Genomic DNA, 21,969 nt, shown 5'->3' with positions numbered 1-21,969 from the left:
CACTGAATCCGGCACTGAAAAGGAATACACCATGTGCGGCATTGTCGGCGCGGTTGCGCAACGTAATATCGTTCCCGTCCTGATCGAAGGACTGCGACGCCTCGAATATCGCGGCTACGATTCGTGCGGCGTCGCCGTGCTCGGCGCTCGCGGGCCGAGCCGCGCGCGCAGCGTCGCGCGCGTGGCCGACCTCGAAGGCCAGGTGCGCGACGGTCGCCTCGAAGGCGTGACGGGCATCGCGCATACACGCTGGGCCACGCATGGCGCACCGGTCACCGACAACGCGCACCCGATCTTCTCGCGGGATGCGCTGGCGTTGGTACACAACGGCATCATCGAAAACTACGAGACCTTGCGCGAAATGCTGCGCGGCAAGGGTTACGAGTTCGTCTCGCAGACCGACACCGAGGTTATCGCGCACCTGGTCCATAGCCTGTATCGCGGCGACCTGTTCGCTGCGGTGCGCGAGGCGATCGCGCAACTGCACGGCGCGTATGCGATCGCGGTGCTGCACGAGGATCAGCCGCATACGGTGGTCGGCGCGCGTCAGGGCTCGCCGCTCGTGGTCGGGCTCGGGGACGGCGAAAACTTCCTCGCATCGGACGCGCTCGCGCTCGCAGGCAGCACCGAGCGCTTCATCTTCCTCGAGGAAGGCGACGTCTGCGAACTGTCGCTCGATGGCGTGCGCATCGCCGATCGCCAGGGCGAGGCCGCGCAACGCGAGGTGCGCCAGGTGGCCGCCTATGGCGGCGCGGTCGAACTCGGCCCGTATCGCCACTTCATGCAGAAGGAAATCTTCGAGCAGCCGCGCGCGATCACCGACACGATTCCGCAGGCCGACGCGTTCGATGCGTCGATCTTCGGCGAAGGCGCGCGCCAGGTGTTCGCGGACATCGACAGCCTGCTGATTCTCGCGTGCGGCACCAGCTACTACTCGGGGCTCACCGCCAAGTACTGGCTCGAATCGCTCGCGAAGATTCCGACTCAGGTCGAGATCGCGAGCGAGTATCGCTATCGCGAGTCGGTGCCGAATCCGAAGTCGCTGGTGGTGGTGATTTCGCAGTCGGGCGAAACCGCCGACACGCTCGCGGCGCTCAAGCACGCGCAGGGGCTCGGCCACAAGCACACGCTCGCGATCTGCAACGTCGGCACGAGCGCGATGGTGCGGCAGACCGAGTTGTCGTTCCTCACGCACGCGGGCCGCGAGATCGGCGTCGCGTCGACCAAGGCATTCACGACGCAGCTGGTTGCCCTGTTCACGCTGGCGGCAACGCTCGCGAAGCTGCGCGGACGTTTGAACGACGAGCAGGAAGCGAGTTATCTGAAGCAGTTGCGCCACCTGCCGGCGGCGCTCAACAGCGTGCTCGCGCTGGAGCCGCAGATCATCGCGTGGTCGGAGGAGTTTTCGCGCAAGGAACATGCGTTGTTCCTCGGACGCGGCATGCACTATCCGATCGCGCTCGAAGGCGCGCTGAAGCTCAAGGAGATTTCGTATATCCACGCCGAGGCGTATCCGGCTGGCGAGCTGAAGCACGGGCCGCTGGCGCTCGTGACCGAAGCGATGCCGGTGGTGACGGTCGCGCCGAACGACGCGCTGCTCGAAAAGCTGAAGTCGAACATCCAGGAAGTGCGCGCGCGCGGCGGCGAGCTTTATGTGTTCGCCGATGCCGATACGAAGATCGTCAACGGCGAAGGGCTGCATGTGATCCGGATGCCAGAGCACTATGGCTTGCTGTCGCCGATCCTGCACGTCGTGCCGCTGCAGTTGCTCGCGTATCACACCGCTTGTGCGCGTGGCACGGATGTGGATAAGCCGCGGAACCTGGCGAAGTCGGTGACGGTGGAGTGACGAAGACGTAGCGGCAAACCGGGCCGCAAGCTCACGCATTCCGCCGCGCCGCCATGCGGTCCGGCGGACGAAACACCATCGGCATCTGTCTTGCCACGATGCCTCGACGTGACGACGCCACATCGACTACCCTCTGTCGACATCCCACGTGGCCTCGTCATCATGAAGACCTCACCTCCCAACACGCTAACCGAAAAGCTGAAGTCACGCGTCGTGCTGATCGCGCTGTTCGTCGGTTCGATGTGGGCGGTGTTCTTTCTGTCGGTTGCGTTGCCGTTCCTGCATCTGAACGAACACGGCGTCGTGCCGCGTTCGCTCGACGGCTTGCAGGGCATCCTGTTCGCGCCGTGGCTGCATGCGAGCGTCGGACACATCGCCGCCAACACCAGCGGGCTCGTCGTACTCGGCTGGCTGTGTACGTGGCCGAACATCGCCGGCTTCTGGCGCGCGACCATCGGCGCGATGCTCGGCGCCGGTCTTTGCGCGTGGCTATTCGGCGCGCCGTATTCGGTGCATATCGGCGCGAGCGGGCTGGTGTTCGGCTATGCGGGTCACCTGGTTGCGCGTGGTTACTACACGCGCAATCTCGTGTCGATCCTCGTGGCCCTGGTCGTCGTCAGCAGCTACGGTCTGAGCCTGCTGTTCGGCGTACTGCCGATCTATCCGGATGTGTCGTGGCAGAGCCATGTCGGCGGCGTGCTCGGTGGTGTGCTCGCCGCGCGTGCGGGGGCCGGCGCGGCAAACCGGGTGCGCGTGCGCTGACCCACCCGCATCTTTTCGCCTATCGGCATATCGCCGGGTGATCGACGAATCCTACAACTCCGGCCGCGCCAGATCGCTCGCGACGATGTGTTCGCCATACACCTGCGCGGCCGCGAGCGCTTCGAGTCGGCTCGCGTGTGGGCCCAGTTCGGGCGCGCCATCGAATGGAAACAGCACGCGGCCGTCGGTCGTGCGCACCACCTTCAATACGCCGAAGAAGCGCCGGTAGCCGGCCATTTTCGCGCTCGCCGAAATCTCGAAGTCGTCCTCCGAGGTGCCCGGGACGCTGGGAATAAACGCGGTCTTGCTCATAGCTGAAAACATCGGTTGTTCGTTGAGGCGGCGCGCAACGATGCGCGCGGCCGACGCGCATTGTCTCAAATCGTCGCGAAGCGTGAATCGAGTCGGCAACCCGCTGGTTCGCCAATGGTTTTATCGGTGAACGAACGTCAACTTTCACGTCAATGTCATAGGCGCTCCATAAAGTCTGCCCGCAAATAAAACCGCATTCCCGACAGGGCAACAAAGAGACAGCAACAGAGGGCAACGAACATGTCACACCGCATTGGGCTACGCGCACTCATCATGGCCGCTTGCGCGGCTTTAATCGCTTTGATCGTGGCCGCCTGCGGCTCGTCTTCTTCGTCCGGCGGGCTGCAACTGACCGGACAGCAGCAGATTCGCCACGTCTTCGTGCTCACGCTCGAAAACGAAAACTACGCGACCACGTTCGGCGCCGACACCAAAGCGCCGTATCTCGCGCAAACACTGGCATCGCAAGGCGCGCTCGTGCAGCAGTACTACGGCACGGGCCACGTGAGTCTCGACAACTACATCTCGATGATCAGCGGCCAGTCGCCGACCAACGAGACCGACAACGACTGCATGACCTATCAGGACTTCAAGCTGACCGGCATGACGTCCGATGGCCAGGCGATCGGCTCGGGCTGCGTGTATCCGGCGAGCGTGAAGACGTTGCCGGACCAGCTGAAGGCAGCGGGCTATACGTGGAAGGGCTATGAAGGCGACATGGGCAACGATCCGTCGCGCGAAGCCGCCACCTGCGGCCATCCGACGTTGAACACGACGGACCTGACGCAGTCGGCCGAAGCGCCGAGCGCGGCCGTGCCGCTCGGCGACCAGTATGCGACGCGCCACAATCCGTTCATGTACTTCCACTCGATCATCGATTCGCCGGACTGCGGACAGCACGTCGTCAATCTGAATAACCTGCAGAACGATCTGCAATCGGTCTCGACCACGGCGAACTTCAACCTGATCACGCCGAACCTGTGCGACGACGGCCACGACGCACCTTGCGTGAACGGCCAGCCGGGCGGCCTGACGAGCGCGAACACGTTCCTGCAGAAGTGGGTGCCGATCATCACCGCATCGCCGGCGTTCCAGAAGGATGGCCTGCTGATCATCAACTTCGACGAAAGCAGCTACGCGACGGTCACGCAGTCTGCGTCGGGCGAGGATCTGGTATTTGCCGGCACGACCTGCTGTAGCCAGCAACCCGGCCCGAACCTGCCGTCGTTCCCGGAGACTTCGTCGCTCGCCTATAACGGCATCACGATCAACCTGACCAAGTCGAGCTACGGCGGCGACCAGACCGGCGCTGTGATGATCTCGAAGTTCATCAAGCCGGGTACGGTGTCCACGGTGCCGTACAACCACTATTCGATGCTGAAGAGCATCGAGGACATCTTCCAGCTCGACCACCTTGGTTATGCGGGACAGGCCGGTCTGGTGGGGTTCGGCAGCGACATCTTCACGAACCTGTAAAAGACTCGATGCTGTCTTCTGTCATGCGATTCACGGCGCGCGCGAGCGCGCGTCGGATAGCGCTCGCCGCCCTGATGGGCGGCGCGTTACTGGGGGGCGCCGGTGCGGCGCCCGCTGTTGCGTCGAATGCGACACCGACATCCGCCGATGTGAAGCCCGTCTATAGCGACGCCGCCGCGCTCGGCAAACTGATGTTCTTCGATCCGGCGCTGTCGGCCTCGGGCAAGATGTCGTGCGCGAGCTGTCACAGTCCCGAGCACGCGTACGGGCCGCCCAACGGTCTCGCCGCGCAACTGGGCGGCGCGGACTTGCATCAGCAGGGCACGCGCGCGGTGCCGAGCCTGCGCTACGTGCTGAACCGTACGCCGATCTGGACGCATGCGCAGGCGGCGAGCCTGTCCGAGCGGCTCAGCGAAACGGACAACGCGCCGGTCGGCGGCTTCGGCTGGGACGGGCGCTTCAACTATCTGCACGATCAGGCGAACTTCCCGCTGTTCAATCCGAACGAGATGGCCAACAAGGATCCGGCCGCATTGCTCGCGAAGATGCAGCGCGCGCCCTACGCTGCGCGCTTCAAGGAAGTATTCGGCCAGAACATTTTTGCCGATCCGACCAAGGCGTTCACCCAGGCGATGTACGCGATCGAGCGCTTCGAGCTCGAAGACCCGAGTTTTCATCCGTACACGAGCAAGTTCGACTACTACCTGGACGGGAAAGTGCGACTAACTGCACAAGAGTTGCGCGGCAAAAAACTGTTCGACGACCCCGCCGGCGGCAATTGCGCATCCTGTCATATCGACCAGTCGGGCGTGAACGGCGCTCATCCGCTTTTCACCGACTTCAACTTTCAGGCGCTTGGCGTGCCGCGCAACGCTGAACTGAAGGTCAACGCCGATCCGAAGTATTTCGACATGGGCCTGTGCGGACCATTGCGTACGGATCAGAGCGACAAGCTGAACTGCGGACTGTTCAAGTCGGTATCGCTGCGCAATACCGCGACGCGTCAAGTGTTTTTTCACAACGGTCGCTTCCACACGCTGAAAGAGGCGTTGCGTTTCTACGTGCAACGCGACACGAACCCGGACAAGTGGTATCCAAGGGATGCGCACGGCAAAGTCGACAAATTCAACGATCTGCCGGTCGCACTGCGCGTGAACGTCGATACGACCGACGAGCCGCTGACGCGCAAAACGGGCGAGCGTCCGGTCTGGTCCGAGCGTGATATCGACGACGTCGCCGCGTTCCTCGCGACGCTGAGCGACGGCTATGACCTGAAGTTAAAAGCGCTCAAATGAACGCATCGGAAAGCGGGGCGAGTTCCGGTCACCCTTGATTTAAAAGACAAAAATTGCCGAGGAAAGGCGCCGCCCGATGCAGCGGCGCTATAATGCGCGGATCTTTGCTTCCTCCGACGTCCACTATGAGCCGGTTACTTTGCCTGATCGTGCTTTCGCTCGGCCTCGCGCAAACCGCGGCGGCCGACGAAAACACCGACCGAATATCGGCGTACCTGACGCAGAAGTTCGGTGTGGGCAAAGAAAAGGCTCAAAAGATCTCCGACGCGGTGCAATCCGCCGCCAACAAATACTCCCTTCCTCCGGCGCTGCTGCTCGCCATCATCTCGATCGAATCCCGCTTCAAGGAAAAAGCCCGCGGCGCCAATGGCGCGACGGGGCTGATGCAGGTCGTGCCGCAGGCGCACCGCGGCCTGCTGCGCAACGTGAAGGATCTGACCGAGCCGGGTGCGAACATCGAAGCGGGGTCGGCGATTCTGTACGGCTACATGCGCTCGGCGAACGGCGATCTGAATACCGCGCTCAAGAGCTATGGCGGCTCGAAGGCCTATGCGCAGAAGGTGAATCTGCGCGTGGAGGATTTCGCGGCGGTTGCGACACCCGCTGACGGCGCTTCCGGGGCCGTTGGGCGGGCCGCGTCGTGCGAGGCGGATCGTTGCGCCAGCGCGAATCCGTGGGCCGACGCGTTCAGCGTGCCGGCGGTGCTCATTGCATCCGCGGCACCCGCCGCGAGCGGGGCAGCCGGGGCATCGTCGGCCGCGACCTCTGGGTCGACTTCGGCCGCGACGATTGGCTCGACGCGCACGACGTCGAACTAGGCACGCGCGCGCGATTTCTTTCGCATTTTCGCCCGCATGCACTGCGAGGGCGCGGCAGCGTGCTTCAAGTTGACGTGGTGTTACCCGCTGCAATAGGGTCCGGGCTGTACCTTGCACGCTTTTTACGCACGTGACGCTGCCCGCTCTACAATGCATTTCCATTCGCGCTCACGAAGCGCTTCTCGCAACTGATCATGCAGAACCCCTTTTCCCGCACCACCGCCGCGGCCCTGTTCGGGCTGGTCGCGCTCACGGCATGCAGCAGCACGCCGCAACCCAAATTCACTCAGGAACTATTCGAAACCGGCGCAAGCCCGTACGCGCGCAATTTCAATTCGAGTACGGGCGATAGCTGCGAAGCCGCGCGCCGCGCATTGCTGAGCCAAGGCTATCTGACGACGATGTCACGTCCCGATACCGTCGACGGCACGAAGAATTTTCAGCCGACCGGCGATTCGCACGTGGTCGTCGAATTTCACGTCGTGTGCACGCCCGGCGAAGAGGCGGCCGATACCAGCATCGTGTATGTGAACGCGGTGCAGAACGGCTTCGCGTTGAAGAAGAGCGATACGTCGGCGAGCGTCGGGCTCAGCGTGCTCGGTTCGCTGTCGCTGCCGATTCGCTCCAATAGCGACGCGATGGTGAAGATCTCGAGCGAGACGATTCCGTCGGGCAAGTTCTATGACCGCTTTTTCGGTCTCGTCAATCATTACTTGCAGACGGTCGTGCGCACGCAGCCGGTGACGAGCAGCCCGATCGAGACGCGGACGCTGCCGATGCCGGTAGCAGCGCCGCTTCAACTGACGATCCCTGAGCCGGTGCCCGAGCCGGTAGCGGCGACCACCTCCGCTGCAGTTCGAGCGACGCCGACCGTGCCGGTTCAGACGACCTCACCAGCGCTCGCTCAACCGACGACCGACAAGCCTGTCGCGGTGACGTCACCAGCTGCGGCTCAGGCGGTCGAGTCAGCGCCCGCGCCAGTGCAGTTAACCGCACCCGCACCGGTTCCGTTGACGACGCCGTCGACATCCTCGCCGGTCCAGCCCGCCGACCCGATTGGCCAGGCTGCAGCGATCGAACCCGCGAGCGGCACGGCGCCTCTGGTGCCGTGACAGCCGCGCAGCGGCTTTCGCGTCGAGGCTGATCAAGGTCCGATCAGCCTCTGATTCAGGCGCGCAGCGATATTCACCTTATGGTGTTTACTTGATACGTATACATACGTAGTAGTAGTTAACAAGGGTCAACCGATTCTGTGGATAAGTCGCAAATGTCGCGCCGCTTCAACATCATGCGAAACCTATAACCCTGCGGAACACGTCGGTAGAAAAACTACATAACTGGGATAAGTTCGAACACCGTTAGCCGACCCTGATCTTTATCAAGATTTCGCGCACAGGCTGTTCGTCGCGCTATCCCGAAGTTATTCAGAGGTCGCTGTGGATAACAAGTCTCCGACCGACACTTCCCGTTGCTCCCGCATCGACGCTTCGCGCGACGCGAAGCGCTCGCCAACGCACAGATTTCCGCCCACCGAACGCGCACATTGATAACGCGGCACGAAGATTGCGCGCCTTCTTATTGCAAGCGCGACTGTTGCTATTTAGTCAAAATCATTTGCCCAACGAACAATCCGGCATAGAGTTAAAGTGCTTTGTGAGGTTTCTGGTGCAGTGCGGGGGATGTATGAGACGCAGATCAGCACGACAGCTAGTCCGTCTTCTGTCGGACCTTCGACATGCGGCCCATTGCAGCTCGTTGCGCGCGGTCGCGACGAGTCGGATGATGGCGCTGGCAGCCGCCGAGGCCGCCGAGAACGGCGACGCCGCTCGCGACGACGACAGTCCCGAGTCCACGCGCGATGCGCAGCGCGACAAGCTGTTCCGGAGCAGATCATGAGAGCCGCGAGCGAACAGTCGTTGCGGTTTCTGGTCGAGAAGTGGCTTTCGCCATCGCCGGCCGAGCCGGTTCACGTGACGGAGTTCAGCCGCACGCGCGCGGGCGGGCGGCGCTATGTGAGGGTGGAGACGTCGTCGGAACAGGGCGGGCGGGGTTTGTTCTTCTTTCGCCACGACGACGGCTGCTGGTGCGTGTTTCCGCCAACCGCCGATACGCCGAGCCTATTCGCTCATCCGCGCGCGGCATAGTTGGGCGAAGGGGCAAGACGCCTGTCGGCGCGCATCGCGCACCGAGCGTTGGCGTCGAATCGTTTTATAACGCTGTAAATCACATCACCTGCGGCGCACGCTGCCGGGCGCGTTTCCAGCCCGGCAGTATCTGACACACGATCAATCCCGCGAGCATCAGCGCAGAGCCGAACAACGCGCGAGTCGTCAGCGTTTCGCCGAGGACGAGCCAGCCCGCAAACGCCGCGAACACGCCTTCCATGCTGAAAATCACCGCCGCATGCGAGGGCGCCGCGTAGCGCTGCGCGACCACCTGGATCGTATACGCGACGCCCACCGATAACGCACCGCCGTACGCGATCGTCGGCGCGGCTCGCGCAATTACCGCGGCGCTAACGGGTTCAATGGCAAGGCCGATCGACAGACACACGAGCCCACAGGTCACGAACTGCGCGAGTGCGAGCATCAGCGTGTCGTGGCGCGCCGCGAAGCGGCCGACCAGCATCATCTGCGCGGAAATCACCAGCGCCCCGGCGAGCTGATACCAGTCGCCGTATAGCATCGAAAAGTGCTCGTCGACGCTCAGGAAGTACATGCCAACGGCCGCCAGTAGCGCGCCAAGCCATGTATGGAGGCCAGTCCGGTGGCGAAACAGCACGCCGAGCAGCGGCACGATCATCACATACAGCGAACTGATGAAGCCCGCGTTCGCGATCTTCGTGTACTGCAGGCCGATCTGCTGCAGCGAGATCGACACGGCCAGCACGACGCCGAGCAGCCCGCCCGCGCCAAGCAGTTCGCGGGCTCCGCCGGGCGCGCGCTTCGTCAGCTCGGCGAGCGCCGCGCGGCGCACGCAGACGATCATCGTCAGCACGACGAGCGCGCCGAGCAGAAAGCGCAAGCCGGTAAACAGGAACGGGCCGATCGTATCGAGGCTCAGTCGCTGTGCGACGAACGCGGAGCCCCAGATCATCGCCGCGATCAGCATCAGCACGTTCGCGCGCAGGTGTTGGCGGGTATCGGGATTCAAGATTTCTTCTGATTTGTCTTGGGATCGCGCTGGGAAGCCGCGCAGGCGCGCCACGCGGTGCTCAGCCGGTAAGGAATCGCTCACATGATACGCGGGCGTCGCGCGCCGGGCAGGCAAAGCCCGCAAGTCGCGCGATAATCGCGCAACGGCCGTGCGGTCGCCGGCCTGCGGATCGCGGTGATCAAGCGACTTGCGGACCGGACCGCGATCCCCCGCTCCTTCCACGAGCAAACGACATGGACGACAAGGACTGGATCGCGGGCGCCGCGAAGGCGCTCGCGATCATCGAAGCATTCGACGAAGAGCACGCGCGCATGACGCCAACGATGGTCGCCGCGCGCGCCGGCCTGTCGCGCACGGCTGCGCGCCGCTATTTGCTGACGCTGCGCGAGCTCGGCTACGTCGACACAGACGGCAAGCTGTTCTGGCTCGCGCCGCGCGTGCTGCGGCTCGGCCAGTCTTACCTCGATTCGGCGCGGCTGCCGCGCACGGTGCAACCGTTCCTGCAGCGGATCACCGCGACCGTGCAGGAAACCGCGCTGGTCGCGATCCTCGACGAACACGACGTCGTCTACGTCGCGCGCAACGGCGTGAATCGGGCGATGGCGGTCGGCTTCGTGACCGGCTCGCGCACGCCGGCGCCGTTATCGTCGGCGGGGCTCGTGCTGCTCGCGTTCCAGCCGCCCGACAGCATCGACCCGTGGCTCGCGTCGTATCCGATCAAGGTTTTCACGCCGTACACCTATTCGACCGTCGAACGGCTCAGAGAAGTGCTTGGCGAAATCCGCCGCAACGGCTACGTGGTCACCGACCAGCAGCTCGAGATTGGTGTGCGCGGCGTCGCGGTCCCGCTGCGCGACCGGCACGGTACGGTGGTCGCGGCGATCAGCGTCAGCATGCCGATCGGCGAGGAGTCGGCGAACGCCGCGCTGCACCGCGTTTTGCCGGCGCTGCAGGAGACCGCGAGCCTGCTGCGAAACCTGGTTTGAGCGCCGCGAAGCGGTCGGCGAGGCGCGCGGGCGGCGGCTTCACGGGGACCTGGTAGGGTCTCCGCTGCGGCTTGCAGGTAGATGAAAGCAGGCTGAAAGCAGGCTGTCTCCCGGAAAATACATATCGAGTTTTGCGCATGACAAACCGCCTACGCCTGGGTAATACTCTCCCGCGGGGAGCACAAGGCACCTCGAAGTCCAGCCGCTCTACCGTGCAGCTGTATTCATTCACATTGACTCAGTCGTCTGGTTTGGGGATCAACACATGAAAAAAGTTATCGTCTCGCTCGCAGCCGCTTCGATCGCACTCGTTTCCGTTCAGGCTTTCGCGCAGGCATCGGATGCCGCTGCTATGGAAGCAGCAAGCGCACCGAAGAAGCACCACGTCAAGCAGTTGAAGACCCACGGCAAGAAGGCACACGTTTCCGCCGCAGCTTCGGCAGCAGGCACGAACGACAAGGGCGTGCAGAACTAAGCCAACGCGCGCTCGTCGGGCGCGACATAGCGCTGCGCCGCACCGTTTGCCGGTCGGTGCAGCCGGTGGCGGCAGATGCGTTGCCAGCAAAAAGGCCAGAGCTCGCGCTCTGGCCTTTTTGCTTTTGCGGCGCATTTTGCGCGCGGGAAGATCAGCCCGCGAGTCCGCGCCGGATCACTTCATCCAGCAGCCCGTTCAGGCCGTCCGGATGACTGGCGGCGCGCGTTTTCAGCTCCTCCACCAGCTCGCCGTTGAGCTTGCACGCAAACGGGACGAGGCCTTGCGCCTGATCGAGCTTGCGCTGCTCGCGCCGGTCGATCTTCGGCTCGGTCGCCGCGTTCTTGCCGCCGCGGTTAGCGGTTGCCTGTTTCATCGCGTTGCCCAGTTTCAGCGCCTTGTTCTTTTCAAGGTCGGTTTTTTTCATCATCGGAAAGGCCTCTGCCAAATAGATCAACCCGCATTGTACGCAAGCGCGGGGCGTCAGCCGACACGGTCCGGTGCGCCGGCGGAGACGCTGTCCATCAACGCGCGCATCCTCTGCCAATGCGAGCCTTCCCAGAACACGCGTCGGCATACATCGCAGGTCACGAAGCGGCTGTGCCGCTGCAGCACGCCGCGCGGCACGCGCAGGCCGGCTTCCTCGCGTGCGATGCGTCGCAGCGGCGCGTTGCATACGAGGCATAGCCGAAACGGTTGCGCGCTGCGCGCGAGGTCGAGCCGCTCGAACACTTCGCGCAACTGCTCGCGCGGCCGCAGCGCGCGCACGTAGCAGCCATGCGTGATATTGCGGCGTTTGAGCAGCTCGCGGTCGCGCGTCAGCACGATGCGCTGCTGCGCGGCGGCAAGCGCCTCGATATCGGCGTCGGGAAAGTGGTTGTCGTACAGCGTATCGAAGCCCGCAAGCCGCAGAAGCGGCGCCAGGCCGCCGAGATGCGCATCTGCGATGAAGCGCATCACGCGCAACGGCCGCTCGCGCACGCGCAGCAGCGGCTGGATGTCGAGCGCCTCGAATTTCGGATAGACCGCGACGCGGTCGCCGTCGGCGAGCGGATGATCGAAACCGACCGAGTCGCCGTTTACCAGTATCAGCTCGACCTCGGTATGCGGCACACCGAGCACTTCGATCATGTGCTTGGTCGTTGCGCCGCGCGCGCAGACGCAGGTGAACGCGCGCCGGCGCAGCGGCCGGGCGATGAAGTCGTTCAGCTCCTCGTAGAAGCGGAATGTCGCGGTGACCATGCCTGCAGTATCGCACCGCTCGGGTTGCGCGTTGTCCTGCGCTTGTCGCATGAGTGTGCTCTACTTCGGGTTCTTTAGAAGACGGAGCGATAGATGGACATCGGTTTTATCGGTCTCGGCGAGATGGGCGCCGCGATGGTTGCAAACATTCTGAAAGCCGGGCACCAGGTGCGCGTGTGGAACCGCTCACCGGAAAAGGCCCAGCCGCTGGCCGGGCTGGGCGCGCAAGTCGTCGCGACGCCGGCTGAAGCGTTTGCGGGCGACGCCGTGTTCTCGATGCTCGCCGACGATGCCGCGCTGCGCGAAGTCATCACCGCGTCGTTGCTCGAACATGCGCCGCGCGGGCTGATCCACGCGAACATGGCGACGATTTCCGTGGCTCTCGCCGAGGAACTGGCGACCGCGCACGCGTCGCGCGGCGTGCATTACGTCGCCGCACCGGTGCTCGGGCGGCCCGACGTCGCGGCCGCGGGCAAGCTGACGATCGTCGCGGGCGGCCCGGCCGAATCGATCGACCGGATCCAGCCGATTTTCGACGCACTCGGCCAGAAGACCTGGCGCATCGGCTCGCTGCCGCAGCAGGCGAACGTGATGAAGCTGGCCGCGAACTTCATGCTCGGCGCGGCGATCGAGACGCTCGGCGAAGCGGCCGCGCTCGTGACGGGCCACGGCCTCGCGATGCAGGACTTCCTCGACGTGATCACGAGCGGCCTGTTTCCGGGACCGGTGTACTCGGGCTACGGCAAGCTGATCGCCGAGCAGCGCTTCGAGCCGGCGCTGTTCAAGGCGCGTCTGGGACTGAAGGACGTGCGCCTCGCGCTCGCCGCCGCCGATGCGGTGACGACGCCGATGCCGGTCGCGAGCGTGGTTCGCGACAGCCTGATCGAAGCGATCGCGCACGGCGACGGCGAGAAGGATTTCGCGGTGCTGGGTCAGGTCGCGACGCGCCGGGCCGGCCGCTGACGGCGCTGTCGATCGCCGGACGCGAGCGCTCGACGCAGCGTGGCCGCATGAGTCGCGCTGGGCGGCAAGGCATAATAGCCGCCCGATCCCCCTACACCCGATTTCGATGACTCTGCATACATGGTGGCTGTTCGCCGCCACCGTTTTCGTCGTTTCCGCGATTCCCGGTCCCAACATGCTGCTCGTGATGACGCACGGCGCCCAGCACGGCCTGCGTCGCGCGAGCGCGACGATGGCCGGTTGTCTATCGGCGCTGGTGCTGATGCTGGTGGTATCGGCGGCGGGGCTCGGCGTGTTTCTGGCGGCATGGCCGACCATGTTCAATGCACTGCGCATGATCGGCGCGGCCTACCTCGTATATCTGGGCATCAAGGCATGGCGCGCGCCGGCCGACGAAACCGCCGCGCACAACGTCGACGACCTGACAGCCCGGCCCGCGCGCTCGCGCTTCGCGCTATTTCGCAACGGCTTTCTGGTCGCGAGCAGCAATCCGAAGGCGATCCTGTTCGCGGCCGCGCTACTGCCGCAATTCATCGATGCAACCCAGCCGAAGTTGCCGCAGTTCGGCGTGCTGCTCGCGACGTTCGCGTCGATCGAGGTCAGCTGGTATCTGGTGTATGCGGGTTTTGGCACGCGCATCGGCGCCAGGTTGAAGAGCCGCAGCGTCGCGCGGATGTTCAACCGGCTGACGGGCGGTGTGTTCGTCGGTTTCGGCGCGATGATGGCGCTGGTGAGGCACTAAGCACCGCACGTGTCGGCAGACAAGGGAAAACTGAGCCGTACCCATGTGACCGTTGTATGTCTGCAACATTGAGGGTCAACCCTAATTTGCATGTTGCAACGCACCAAGCGGTCTGCTATAGTTCGTCTTGTCTCCTCCATGTCTCCTCTGATATGGATTCAGCCCGCCAACTTAGGTGGGCTTTTTTTTGCCCGGAATTCGCCGCGCGCCCAAAGCGGCGCCGCGATCGCGGAAAATCAAATTCAGAACTTATACGACACGGCCAGGAAGGAAATGATCGGGTTTGCGCGCAGATCCGCCTTCGACACGCCAAGCTCCGTCCCATCGGCCGCCTTGATGATGACCGGCGACGTCGTCTTCAGCGGGATATACGTGACCGACGCAACGAGCGCCCAGTGCTCGGTGATGCTGTACGCAAGGCCCGCGTTGAACACCGGCGCCCACGACGACGACGCCTTCGCCCACGAAAATCCGCGCCGGCCGGCTCGCATCGAGGCTCGCGCCGTTCAGACGGAACGCGCACTGGTTCAGCTTGTTGGTCGGTAGCAGCGTTTCCTGGGTCAGGGAGCCGCTCGCGACCTGGCCCGCGCGCGTCGGGGCGACGGTGCCGGTGGTGGCGGGAATCGGCGACTGGATGTAGCTGATCTGCCACGTCATCTTCGTCGTATCGAGCTGCAGTTTGACGAGTTCACCGTCTCCGCCGCCACCGGTGAAGACCGTGCCGTAGTCGAGCGACGCAGGGCACGGCCGCGTTTCGGTCATCGGTCCGTCGCCGTTACTGCTGCCGCCGCCGCCGCACGCGCCCAGCAACGGTGCGCACAGAGCGAGCACCGAAATGATTTTCGAATTCATACCGCCCTATGGCCCATAGCACATTCACGCGTCGTCTGGCCAGAGCAATGATGATCTGATGATGTCGCTTCCCCTCTTTGCGTTTGCGTGCGTAGAACGCGGCGCTCTCGGGACAGCGCATCGATGCGAATGCGGACTGATAGAAGATCCGCTTGAGACGCTTGTCGCCCTTTTGAGGTCGTTTGAGCCAACTGGATTTGCCCGATTGCTTCAGGACCGGAGCCAGGCCAGCGGCCGAAGCCAATGCATCAGGCGATCTGAAGCGGACCGTTGGGCCTGCCACGGCGATGAATTCTGCCGTCAACATCGCGTCGAAGGTTTCGACGGCGTTCGTAGCGACGGTTTCGTAGTTCGCGGTCGGCGACAGGTGGTACAGCAGCGCGTTGTAGGTGCCGGCAAGCTTCGTGATGTCGGTCGTCATGCTCGCGAAGCCGAGGAACGGATAGAAGTCGAAGTGCCGCTTGTGGACCGCGCCGATGGCGGGAACGCCGGGCAGCAGCGTGATGCCTGCATACTGGATCTCGTCGCGCCCGGAATCCCGCCGCCCGCGACGCCCTTGCCGATCAGGATCATCGGCGCGTTCGGGTTGTCGACGAAGTCGGGCGTCGTGTAGGTCGTGCCGTCCGACGCGGTGCCGGTGCCCGCGCCGAGGATGAACGCGCAGCGTGTCTGCTCGGCGGTCGGCAGCATGCCGGTGGGCGGGTGAATCACCGCGCCCGTGATCTGCGTGCCCCTGCGTGTGACGGAGACGCTCGCGCTGGTGAGCGGAATCGGCGACTCGAGCCACTTCAGCGTGTAGGTCATCGCGGTCGCGTCGATATTCAGCTGAACGATTTCGCCGCTGCCGGCGCCGCCGAGGTAAGTGCTGTTGACGAGGTCCGCGATGTCGGGGCACAGCGTCGCGGTGCTAGCGCTGGGCGTCGGCGCGCCTTGCGTACCGCAACTCGCGCCCGCGCATTGCGCCGGTGTGACGGAGCCCGGATTGTCGGCTTTGCCCCGCCGCAAGCGATAAGAAAAGGTGCTGTGGCAATAGCCATTGCCAGGCCGCGAGTTATGCCGTGCGACATGCGCTGCAGGCGGAAAACAATGCAGTGCAATGCAATGAGCGGGCTTTAAAACAAAAAAAGCCGGTCTGCAAAGACCGGCTTTTTTCGTGGCACCGCGGATGCGGGTCGACTCGCCTAGCGTTTCAAACCGGTGTCTTCGGCCGCGCCGATCGCGAGATTCATGCACTGGATCGCCGCACCCGACGCGCCCTTACCGAGATTGTCCAGCCGTGCGACGGTCACGAAGCGCTCTTCGTTGCCGAACACGAACAGGTCGACGCGGTTGGTGTCGTTGTTCGCCTGCACGTCGAAGAAGCCGTTGTCGAGACTCGCGTCGGCGTTGAACGGCGCGACGTGCACGAACGCTTCGCCCGCGTAGTATTCGGCGAACTGAGCCTGCACGTCCTGCGGCGTCGTCTTCTTCGCGAGCTGGCCCGGCGAGAAGTACGTGGTGACCGCGAGGCCCTTGTAGAAGTCGCCGACGATCGGCGTGAAAATCGGCGCCGACTTCAGGCCCGTATGCGTGGCCATTTCCGGCAGGTGCTTGTGCGTGAGGCCGAGCGCGTACGGGCGCGGGCTCTTGAGTCTGTCGTTGCCGCCGGCTTCGTAGTCGGCAATCATCTTCTTGCCGCCGCCGCTGTAGCCAGTGATCGAATAGGCGTGCGCGGCGAACTCGGGCGCGACGACGCCGCCTTCGACGAGCGGGCGCATCGCGAGCACGAACGCCGAGGCGTGGCAGCCCGGCACGGCGATGCGTTTGGCGGTGCGCAGGCGCTCGCGCTGCGAGCGAGCCAGCTCGGGCAGGCCATAGGCCCAGTCGGGCGAGGTGCGGAACGCGGTGCTCGCGTCGATCAGCACCGTGCGGTCGTTCTCGACGAGCGAGGCCGACTCGCGCGAGGCGATATCGGGCAGACACAGGAACGTGACGTCCGACGCGTTGATGAGACGACGGCGCTCGTCCAGGTCCTTGCGCTTCGCTTCTTCGATACGCAGGATTTCGACGTCGGCGCGCTGCGACAGGTATTCAAAAATTTTCAGACCGGTCGTGCCTTCCTGTCCGTCGACAAAAACTTTCGTGCTCATCTCGATCTCACTCGCTGGAAACGGGGCGCGACGCCGCGCCGGAACGTTATTTTAAGACGTCATCGCTGCGACGGTGCGGTGCAGCGCGAAAAAACGACGATGCGCGCACAACGTGACGTTGGCGTGACCCGTTGCGCGGCGAATGCGGGCTGATGACCGAAGATGAACCGCGACATCGTCTCGGCGCCGTTCAGCCATTAGCCGCGCGCCGCTACCCGCGCGGCGCGATCCAGCGCGCGGTGACGCCCGCAATGCGCGCGCCGAACAGGCGCGCGGTTTCGAGATCGCCCGGCGGCGGCGCTTCGTCGGGCGACGCATCGGCCGCCGATTGCGTAAGCAGTCCGGTAAAGCCGCCGACGAAGTTCAGATCGTTGCGCGTCGCGGCCTTCGTGTTCGACGGCATCATGCCGGTGCCGGCCCAGATCATGCTGTGCTGCATCGCCAGCGTGACGAAGTACTGAATGGTCGAGAACTTGTCGCCGTTCATCGTCGCCGAGTTCGTGAAGCCGGCTGCGATCTTGTCTTTCCACGCCTGCGCGAACCACGGTTTCGAACTGGCGTCGGCGAACTTCTTGAAATCGGCCGACGGGCCGCCCATGTAGGTCGGCGCGCCGAAGATCAGCGCGTCGGCGGCGGCGAGTTCGTCCCACGAGGCGTCGTCGAGGTCGCCGACCGGCATCATCTTCGCCTGCGCACCGGCTTCCAGCGCGCCCGCGAGCACGGCTTCGGCGACCTTCTTCGTGTGGCCGTAGCCGCTGTGATAAACGATGACGATCTTCGACATGAAGTGCTCCAGCAAAGCGATCGGGAAGGCGAACGGCGCAAGCCAGGCGATGCGGCGCGGCGGCGCCCCATCACGACCGCGACGGCCGCCACTAGCGCCCGTAATTGACCTCGAGCCGCGCGCTGCCGATCGCGGCCGTGCCGATCTCGTGATCGAACATCAACGCGGGACGTCCTTGCGCGAGACGCAGATCGGCCGAGTTCAGCGCGTACACGGTGATGATATAGCGATGCGGTTTGCCGGGCGGCGGGCACGGGCCGCCATAGCCGTCGGTATCGAAGTCGTTGCGCGCTTCGACCGCGCCGAGCTTGCGCAGGAAACCGGACGAGCTCGCATTCTCGGGCAGGCTGTCGACCGTGGCGGGGATGCCCGCGACCGCCCAGTGCCACCAGCCGCGCCCCGGCGCGTCCTCGTCGAACATCGTGATCGCGAAGCCGCGCGTACCGGCCGGCGCGTCGCGCCATGAGAGCTGCGGTGAACGGTTGCCGCCCTTGCAGTCGTTCCGGTCGAACACCTGCGCATTCTGCACGGTGCCGCCCGCGCGCACGCTCGCGCTCGTCAGCGTGAACGGCTCGTCGGCCCGCGCACCGGCACTATGCGCTGCGAATAGCGCAAGCATCGCGCCGACGGCGAGCGATCGATGCCGCCAAGATGATGCCAGCGAAACAACCAGGCAACGCATGCGCATATGCCGGTTCTCCTGTAAGGGCGCGAGGCGCGGGTCCTCGCGACTGTCGTTGTGCTGAATTGTGCCCCAAGGTCGAATCAAGTCTAACATCAGCGCTGATTAGCTCTGCGACGCAATATGTTCGCGTGCCGCGGAATTCGCAGACAGGAAATCAGCTATAGTAAGGGGGTTGTCGCGCGACCCTTACTGCATTTGACTCGTTTAAATAGCGAGCGTCAAAAGCAGTGTTAGAAGTTGTGGAGACCGGTTTATCCGTCCAGAGGAGGACGATGCAAGTTTCACTCAGGGTCGTGGTGGCAGACGATCATCCGGTTATTCTGTTTGGCGCTGAAAATGCGCTGCTCAAATTTCCCGGTATGCAAGTCGTTGGGCGCGCAAGGCAGTCGACTGAACTTATCAAAATGTTGCAATCCACCGAATGCGACGTGCTCGTCACCGACCTGGCCATGCCGGGCGGTCAGTACGGCGACGGCTTGCAACTCATCGACTATTTGCGCCGCAATTTCCCGAATCTGCCGATCGTCGTGCTCACCATGCTCGAGAACGCCGCATTGCTCAAACGGCTCAAGGAACTTGGCGTGACGTCGGTCGTGAACAAATCGGACGATCTCAGCCATATTGCGCTTGCGGTACAACACGTGGGCCGTCGCATGACCTATATGAGTCCGTCGGTGAAGGCGGTGCTCGATGGGTTGCGGGTCAATTCAGCCGGCAAGCGCGACGACTCGAAGCTGTCGCGGCGCGAACTCGAAGTCGTGCGCCTGTTCGTATCGGGTATGACGATCAAGGAAATATCGGAGCGTTTGAATCGCAGCATCAAGACGATCAGCACACAAAAAAACGCGGCCATGCGCAAGCTCGGAATCGATCGCGACTCCCAACTATTCCAGTATGCGCAGAGCAATGGTTTGCTGAATCTTTCGTCGAACTCGAGTAAGGACATCGCGAACCAGTCCTGATATCGGGCCTCGTTTCGTCCGCCGGGTAATCAGCGATAAACAATCGGCGATAAAAAAGCCGCCTGTTGCGAAACAGGCGGCTTTTTCATTCAATCCGCATAAAGCGGCTACGTTTTTATTGTCACTGCCTTAGCGCGATGGCTTTATTGCGGCGTAGACGTCGCACCGCCATGTGCAGCGGACCACTCGGCCGGCGCGTGCAGGAATTTTTCCACTTCGTCGATCGTCTTCGTGTCGAAGTAGTTGTTCTGCTTCGCGACGCGCAGCACGTCCCACCATGTGGCGAGCGCGTGCAGATCGACGTCGATGTCTTTCAGCACCGACACGCTTTCCTTGAAGATGTTGTAGTGGAACAGCACGAAGCAGTGGTTCACCGTCGCGCCGGCGGTGCGCAGCGCGTTGATGAAGTTGATCTTGCTGCGGCTGTCGGTCGTCAGGTCTTCGACGAGCAACACGCGCTGGCCTTCGGTCAGCAGACCTTCGATCTGCGCGTTGCGGCCGAAACCCTTCGGCTTCTTGCGCACGTACTGCATCGGCACCATCAGGCGGTCGGACAGCCATGCCGCGAACGGGATGCCCGCGGTTTCGCCGCCGGCGACCGCGTCGATCTGCTCATAGCCGACGTCGCGCAGGATCGTCGCTTCGGCCATTTCCATCAGGCCGCGGCGCACACGCGGATACGAGATCAGCTTGCGGCAGTCGATATACACCGGGCTCGCCCAGCCGGACGTGAAAATATACGGTTTCTCCGCGTTGAAATGCACTGCTTGTACTTCGAGCAGCATTTTGGCGGTGGTGTCGGAGATCGTCTGGCGATCGAAGCCTGTCATGGGCGGATCCTTCGGAGTGAGCGGGGGAGAAGCGGGCGCTGGGCCCGGTGGCGCAGCAAGCGGGGTATGCCGCGCCATGCTGGGCGGGATACGCGGCCGGGGGAAGAGCACAGACCGGCTTTTACTGCGCGCGTGGGCCGCTATTTTACCTGAAATGGGTCGCACCGAGGAGGCCGTCGTGCGCGGCGGCGCAGCCGGCGGGCGCTTTGGCGCGCGCATCGTCTTGTGACCGGGTGAGGCCGCCTTTACACTCACGCGACTTTCCCGGGACGCTTCCCACGCAGCCGCCTTCAGACCTACGGAATGCTTTCAATGAACGCCGCTCCACCCGCCTCCGCCTCCGCCACCGAAACCCGCTCCGCCGTCCAACCGGGCTATGCGGGCCGCGCGCTGCTTGCGTCGGTGCTGGGTTATGCGATGGACGGCTTCGATCTGCTGATTCTCGGCTTCATGCTGCCGGTGATCGCCGCCGACCTGCATCTGAGTTCCTCGCAGGCCGGTGCGCTGGTCACATGGACGCTCATCGGTGCGGTGGCGGGCGGCGTGCTCTTCGGCGTGCTCAGCGATTATTTCGGCCGCGTGCGCATGCTGACGTGGACGATCCTGATCTTCGCGGTGTTCACCGGCCTGTGCGCGCTCGCGCAAGGCTACACGGACCTGCTGATCTATCGGACCGTCGCCGGGATCGGGCTGGGCGGCGAATTCGGCATCGGTATGACGCTGGTCGCCGAAGCGTGGCCGGCGTCGCAGCGGGCGCGGGTGTCGTCGTATGTCGGGCTCGGCTGGCAGCTTGGCGTGCTGGCGGCCGCGTTGCTGACGCCGCTGCTGCTGCCGGTGATCGGCTGGCGCGGCATGTTCGCGCTCGGGCTGCTGCCGGCGGTCGTGTCGTTCTTCGTGCGGCGCCGCGTCGAGGAGCCGGCGCTTTTCGACCAACGCATCGCGCGCGGCATGCGCAAGCTGCCGCTGAAACTGCTGTTCGTCGATGGACGCACGACGCGCGCGAGCCTCGGCGTCACGATCCTGTGCTCGGTGCAGAACTTCGGCTATTACGGGCTGATGATCTGGCTACCTAGCTATCTGTCGAAGACCTTCGGCTATTCGCTGACCAAATCGGGGCTGTGGACCGCCGCGACGATTCTCGGCATGGCGGCCGGCATCTGGCTATTCGGCATCGCCGCCGACCGCTTCGGCCGCAAGCCGACGTTCCTGTTCTACCAGGCGGGCGCCGTCGTCATGGTGTTCGTCTATGCGCAACTGACGACGCCGATGGCGTTGCTGATCGGCGGCGCGGCGATGGGGGTGTTCGTCAACGGCATGATCGGCGGCTACGGCGCGCTGATTTCGGAGCTCTATCCAACCGATGCGCGCGCCACCGCGCAAAACGTGCTGTTCAACGCGGGTCGCGCGGTGGGCGGCTTTGGGCCGGTCGTCGTGGGCGCGCTGGCGGCGCGCTACTCGTTCGGCGTGGCGCTCGCGCTACTGGCGTCGATTTACCTGCTGGACATCCTCGCGACCCTGTTTCTGATTCCTGAGCGACGCGGCGCCGAACTCGACTGACCGCGTCGACGAAGCGCGTCCTTCAATCGCTTCGAATACTGCGAATGCGTGGACCATGCGGCCCGCATGGCGCCCCCCGCCGCCTGGCGGAAAAGCA

Annotated in this window: 21 protein-coding genes and 3 pseudogenes; 13 read left to right on the top strand and 11 right to left on the bottom strand. The window is 63.9% G+C overall.

The genetic code is table 11. The annotated features are described in order from the left end of the window. Positions 1–31 precede the first annotated feature (31 nt). Positions 32–1,849, top strand: a complete 1,818-nt coding sequence (gene glmS, locus HDG34_RS31350; RefSeq protein WP_184065792.1) for a glutamine--fructose-6-phosphate transaminase (isomerizing) — start codon at positions 32–34, stop codon at positions 1,847–1,849. Between the two features lie 162 nt (positions 1,850–2,011). Further along, positions 2,012–2,611 (top strand): rhomboid family intramembrane serine protease, encoded by a 600-nt coding sequence (locus HDG34_RS31345; protein ID WP_184065789.1) that lies wholly within the window; start codon positions 2,012–2,014, stop codon positions 2,609–2,611. 51 nt (positions 2,612–2,662) lie between these two features. Here HDG34_RS31345 and HDG34_RS31340 read toward each other — a convergent pair whose 3' ends face one another. Further along, positions 2,663–2,923 carry a DUF6723 family protein gene (locus HDG34_RS31340; RefSeq protein ID WP_090805534.1) on the bottom strand — a complete coding sequence of 87 codons (261 nt, stop codon included), beginning with the start codon at positions 2,921–2,923 and terminating at the stop codon, positions 2,663–2,665. A 240-nt stretch (positions 2,924–3,163) separates the two neighbouring features. Here HDG34_RS31340 and HDG34_RS31335 point away from each other — a divergent pair, with 240 nt between their 5' ends. From HDG34_RS31335 to HDG34_RS31315, 5 genes are all read left to right on the top strand, one after another. Then, positions 3,164–4,399: an alkaline phosphatase family protein gene (locus HDG34_RS31335; RefSeq protein WP_184065773.1), complete on the top strand. Its 1,236-nt coding sequence runs from the start codon at positions 3,164–3,166 to the stop codon at positions 4,397–4,399. Between the two features lie 8 nt (positions 4,400–4,407). Beyond that, a complete protein-coding gene (locus HDG34_RS31330) occupies positions 4,408–5,694 on the top strand; it encodes a cytochrome-c peroxidase (RefSeq protein ID WP_260321398.1) in 1,287 nt (428 codons plus the stop codon). Between the two features lie 125 nt (positions 5,695–5,819). After that, positions 5,820–6,512 (top strand): lytic transglycosylase domain-containing protein, encoded by a 693-nt coding sequence (locus HDG34_RS31325; protein ID WP_184065770.1) that lies wholly within the window; start codon positions 5,820–5,822, stop codon positions 6,510–6,512. A 194-nt stretch (positions 6,513–6,706) separates the two neighbouring features. Next, positions 6,707–7,624: a DUF2242 domain-containing protein gene (locus HDG34_RS31320; RefSeq protein ID WP_184065768.1), complete on the top strand. Its 918-nt coding sequence runs from the start codon at positions 6,707–6,709 to the stop codon at positions 7,622–7,624. 780 nt (positions 7,625–8,404) lie between these two features. Beyond that, positions 8,405–8,656 carry a hypothetical protein gene (locus HDG34_RS31315; protein WP_184056386.1) on the top strand — a complete coding sequence of 84 codons (252 nt, stop codon included), beginning with the start codon at positions 8,405–8,407 and terminating at the stop codon, positions 8,654–8,656. Positions 8,657–8,735: 79 nt separating this feature from the next. Here HDG34_RS31315 and HDG34_RS31310 read toward each other — a convergent pair whose 3' ends face one another. Beyond that, the gene (locus HDG34_RS31310; protein ID WP_184065765.1) at positions 8,736–9,665 is read right to left on the bottom strand and encodes a DMT family transporter; all 930 of its coding nucleotides are present in this window, start codon (positions 9,663–9,665) and stop codon (positions 8,736–8,738) included. Between the two features lie 236 nt (positions 9,666–9,901). Between HDG34_RS31310 and HDG34_RS31305 the strand changes: the two genes are divergently transcribed. Together HDG34_RS31305 and HDG34_RS31300 are read left to right on the top strand one after the other, a co-directional pair. After that, entirely contained in the window at positions 9,902–10,654 is a 753-nt protein-coding gene (locus tag HDG34_RS31305) for an IclR family transcriptional regulator C-terminal domain-containing protein (RefSeq protein ID WP_184065762.1), read from the top strand. Positions 10,655–10,919: 265 nt separating this feature from the next. Further along, positions 10,920–11,129: a hypothetical protein gene (locus HDG34_RS31300; RefSeq protein ID WP_184056380.1), complete on the top strand. Its 210-nt coding sequence runs from the start codon at positions 10,920–10,922 to the stop codon at positions 11,127–11,129. A 151-nt stretch (positions 11,130–11,280) separates the two neighbouring features. On the opposite strand, the gene HDG34_RS31295 is transcribed toward HDG34_RS31300, so the two are convergent. After that, complete coding sequence (locus tag HDG34_RS31295) at positions 11,281–11,556, bottom strand: hypothetical protein (protein WP_018418694.1); 276 nt, start codon at positions 11,554–11,556, stop codon at positions 11,281–11,283. A 53-nt stretch (positions 11,557–11,609) separates the two neighbouring features. Further along, on the bottom strand, positions 11,610–12,368 hold the full coding sequence (locus HDG34_RS31290) for a Mut7-C RNAse domain-containing protein (RefSeq protein WP_184066040.1): 759 nt from the start codon (positions 12,366–12,368) through the stop codon (positions 11,610–11,612). Positions 12,369–12,461: 93 nt separating this feature from the next. Between HDG34_RS31290 and HDG34_RS31285 the strand changes: the two genes are divergently transcribed. Both HDG34_RS31285 and HDG34_RS31280 read left to right on the top strand, forming a co-directional pair. Next, a complete protein-coding gene (locus HDG34_RS31285; RefSeq protein ID WP_184034705.1) occupies positions 12,462–13,331 on the top strand; it encodes an NAD(P)-dependent oxidoreductase in 870 nt (289 codons plus the stop codon). A gap of 106 nt (positions 13,332–13,437) precedes the next feature. Beyond that, positions 13,438–14,073: a LysE family translocator gene (locus HDG34_RS31280; protein WP_184065758.1), complete on the top strand. Its 636-nt coding sequence runs from the start codon at positions 13,438–13,440 to the stop codon at positions 14,071–14,073. A 242-nt stretch (positions 14,074–14,315) separates the two neighbouring features. Here HDG34_RS31280 and HDG34_RS31275 read toward each other — a convergent pair. From HDG34_RS31275 to HDG34_RS31250, 6 genes and pseudogenes are all read right to left on the bottom strand, one after another. Next, positions 14,316–14,534 (bottom strand): annotated as a pseudogene (locus HDG34_RS31275) (OmpW family outer membrane protein); the annotation flags it as partial. Then, positions 14,494–14,925: pseudogene (locus HDG34_RS31270) on the bottom strand (DUF2957 domain-containing protein); the annotation flags it as partial. The pseudogenes HDG34_RS31275 and HDG34_RS31270, both read right to left, overlap by 41 nt. Further along, positions 14,849–15,992, bottom strand: a pseudogene (locus tag HDG34_RS31265) (DUF2957 domain-containing protein). The pseudogenes HDG34_RS31265 and HDG34_RS31270, both read right to left, overlap by 77 nt. 114 nt (positions 15,993–16,106) lie before the next feature. Beyond that, the gene (gene argC, locus HDG34_RS31260) at positions 16,107–17,054 is read right to left on the bottom strand and encodes an N-acetyl-gamma-glutamyl-phosphate reductase (protein WP_184065755.1); all 948 of its coding nucleotides are present in this window, start codon (positions 17,052–17,054) and stop codon (positions 16,107–16,109) included. A gap of 211 nt (positions 17,055–17,265) precedes the next feature. Beyond that, positions 17,266–17,838: a flavodoxin family protein gene (locus HDG34_RS31255; protein ID WP_026225500.1), complete on the bottom strand. Its 573-nt coding sequence runs from the start codon at positions 17,836–17,838 to the stop codon at positions 17,266–17,268. A gap of 91 nt (positions 17,839–17,929) precedes the next feature. Continuing rightward, entirely contained in the window at positions 17,930–18,526 is a 597-nt protein-coding gene (locus tag HDG34_RS31250) for a YbhB/YbcL family Raf kinase inhibitor-like protein (protein ID WP_090802611.1), read from the bottom strand. A gap of 269 nt (positions 18,527–18,795) precedes the next feature. Here HDG34_RS31250 and HDG34_RS31245 point away from each other — a divergent pair, with 269 nt between their 5' ends. Continuing rightward, positions 18,796–19,485: a response regulator gene (locus HDG34_RS31245; protein WP_184056372.1), complete on the top strand. Its 690-nt coding sequence runs from the start codon at positions 18,796–18,798 to the stop codon at positions 19,483–19,485. 143 nt (positions 19,486–19,628) lie between these two features. Here the strand turns inward: HDG34_RS31245 and HDG34_RS31240 are convergent, their stop codons facing one another. Next, positions 19,629–20,315, bottom strand: a complete 687-nt coding sequence (locus HDG34_RS31240; RefSeq protein ID WP_018418686.1) for an orotate phosphoribosyltransferase — start codon at positions 20,313–20,315, stop codon at positions 19,629–19,631. A gap of 312 nt (positions 20,316–20,627) precedes the next feature. Between HDG34_RS31240 and HDG34_RS31235 the strand changes: the two genes are divergently transcribed. Beyond that, positions 20,628–21,872: an MFS transporter gene (locus HDG34_RS31235; protein WP_184065751.1), complete on the top strand. Its 1,245-nt coding sequence runs from the start codon at positions 20,628–20,630 to the stop codon at positions 21,870–21,872. Positions 21,873–21,969: the final 97 nt, after the last annotated feature.

Origin of the sequence: Paraburkholderia sp. HC6.4b, from assembly GCF_014200875.1 — a bacterium.
Lineage (GTDB): Bacteria > Pseudomonadota > Gammaproteobacteria > Burkholderiales > Burkholderiaceae > Paraburkholderia > Paraburkholderia tuberum.
The sequence above is the reverse complement of the archived record's forward strand: the minus strand, read 5'-3'. Positions and strand labels throughout refer to the sequence as shown.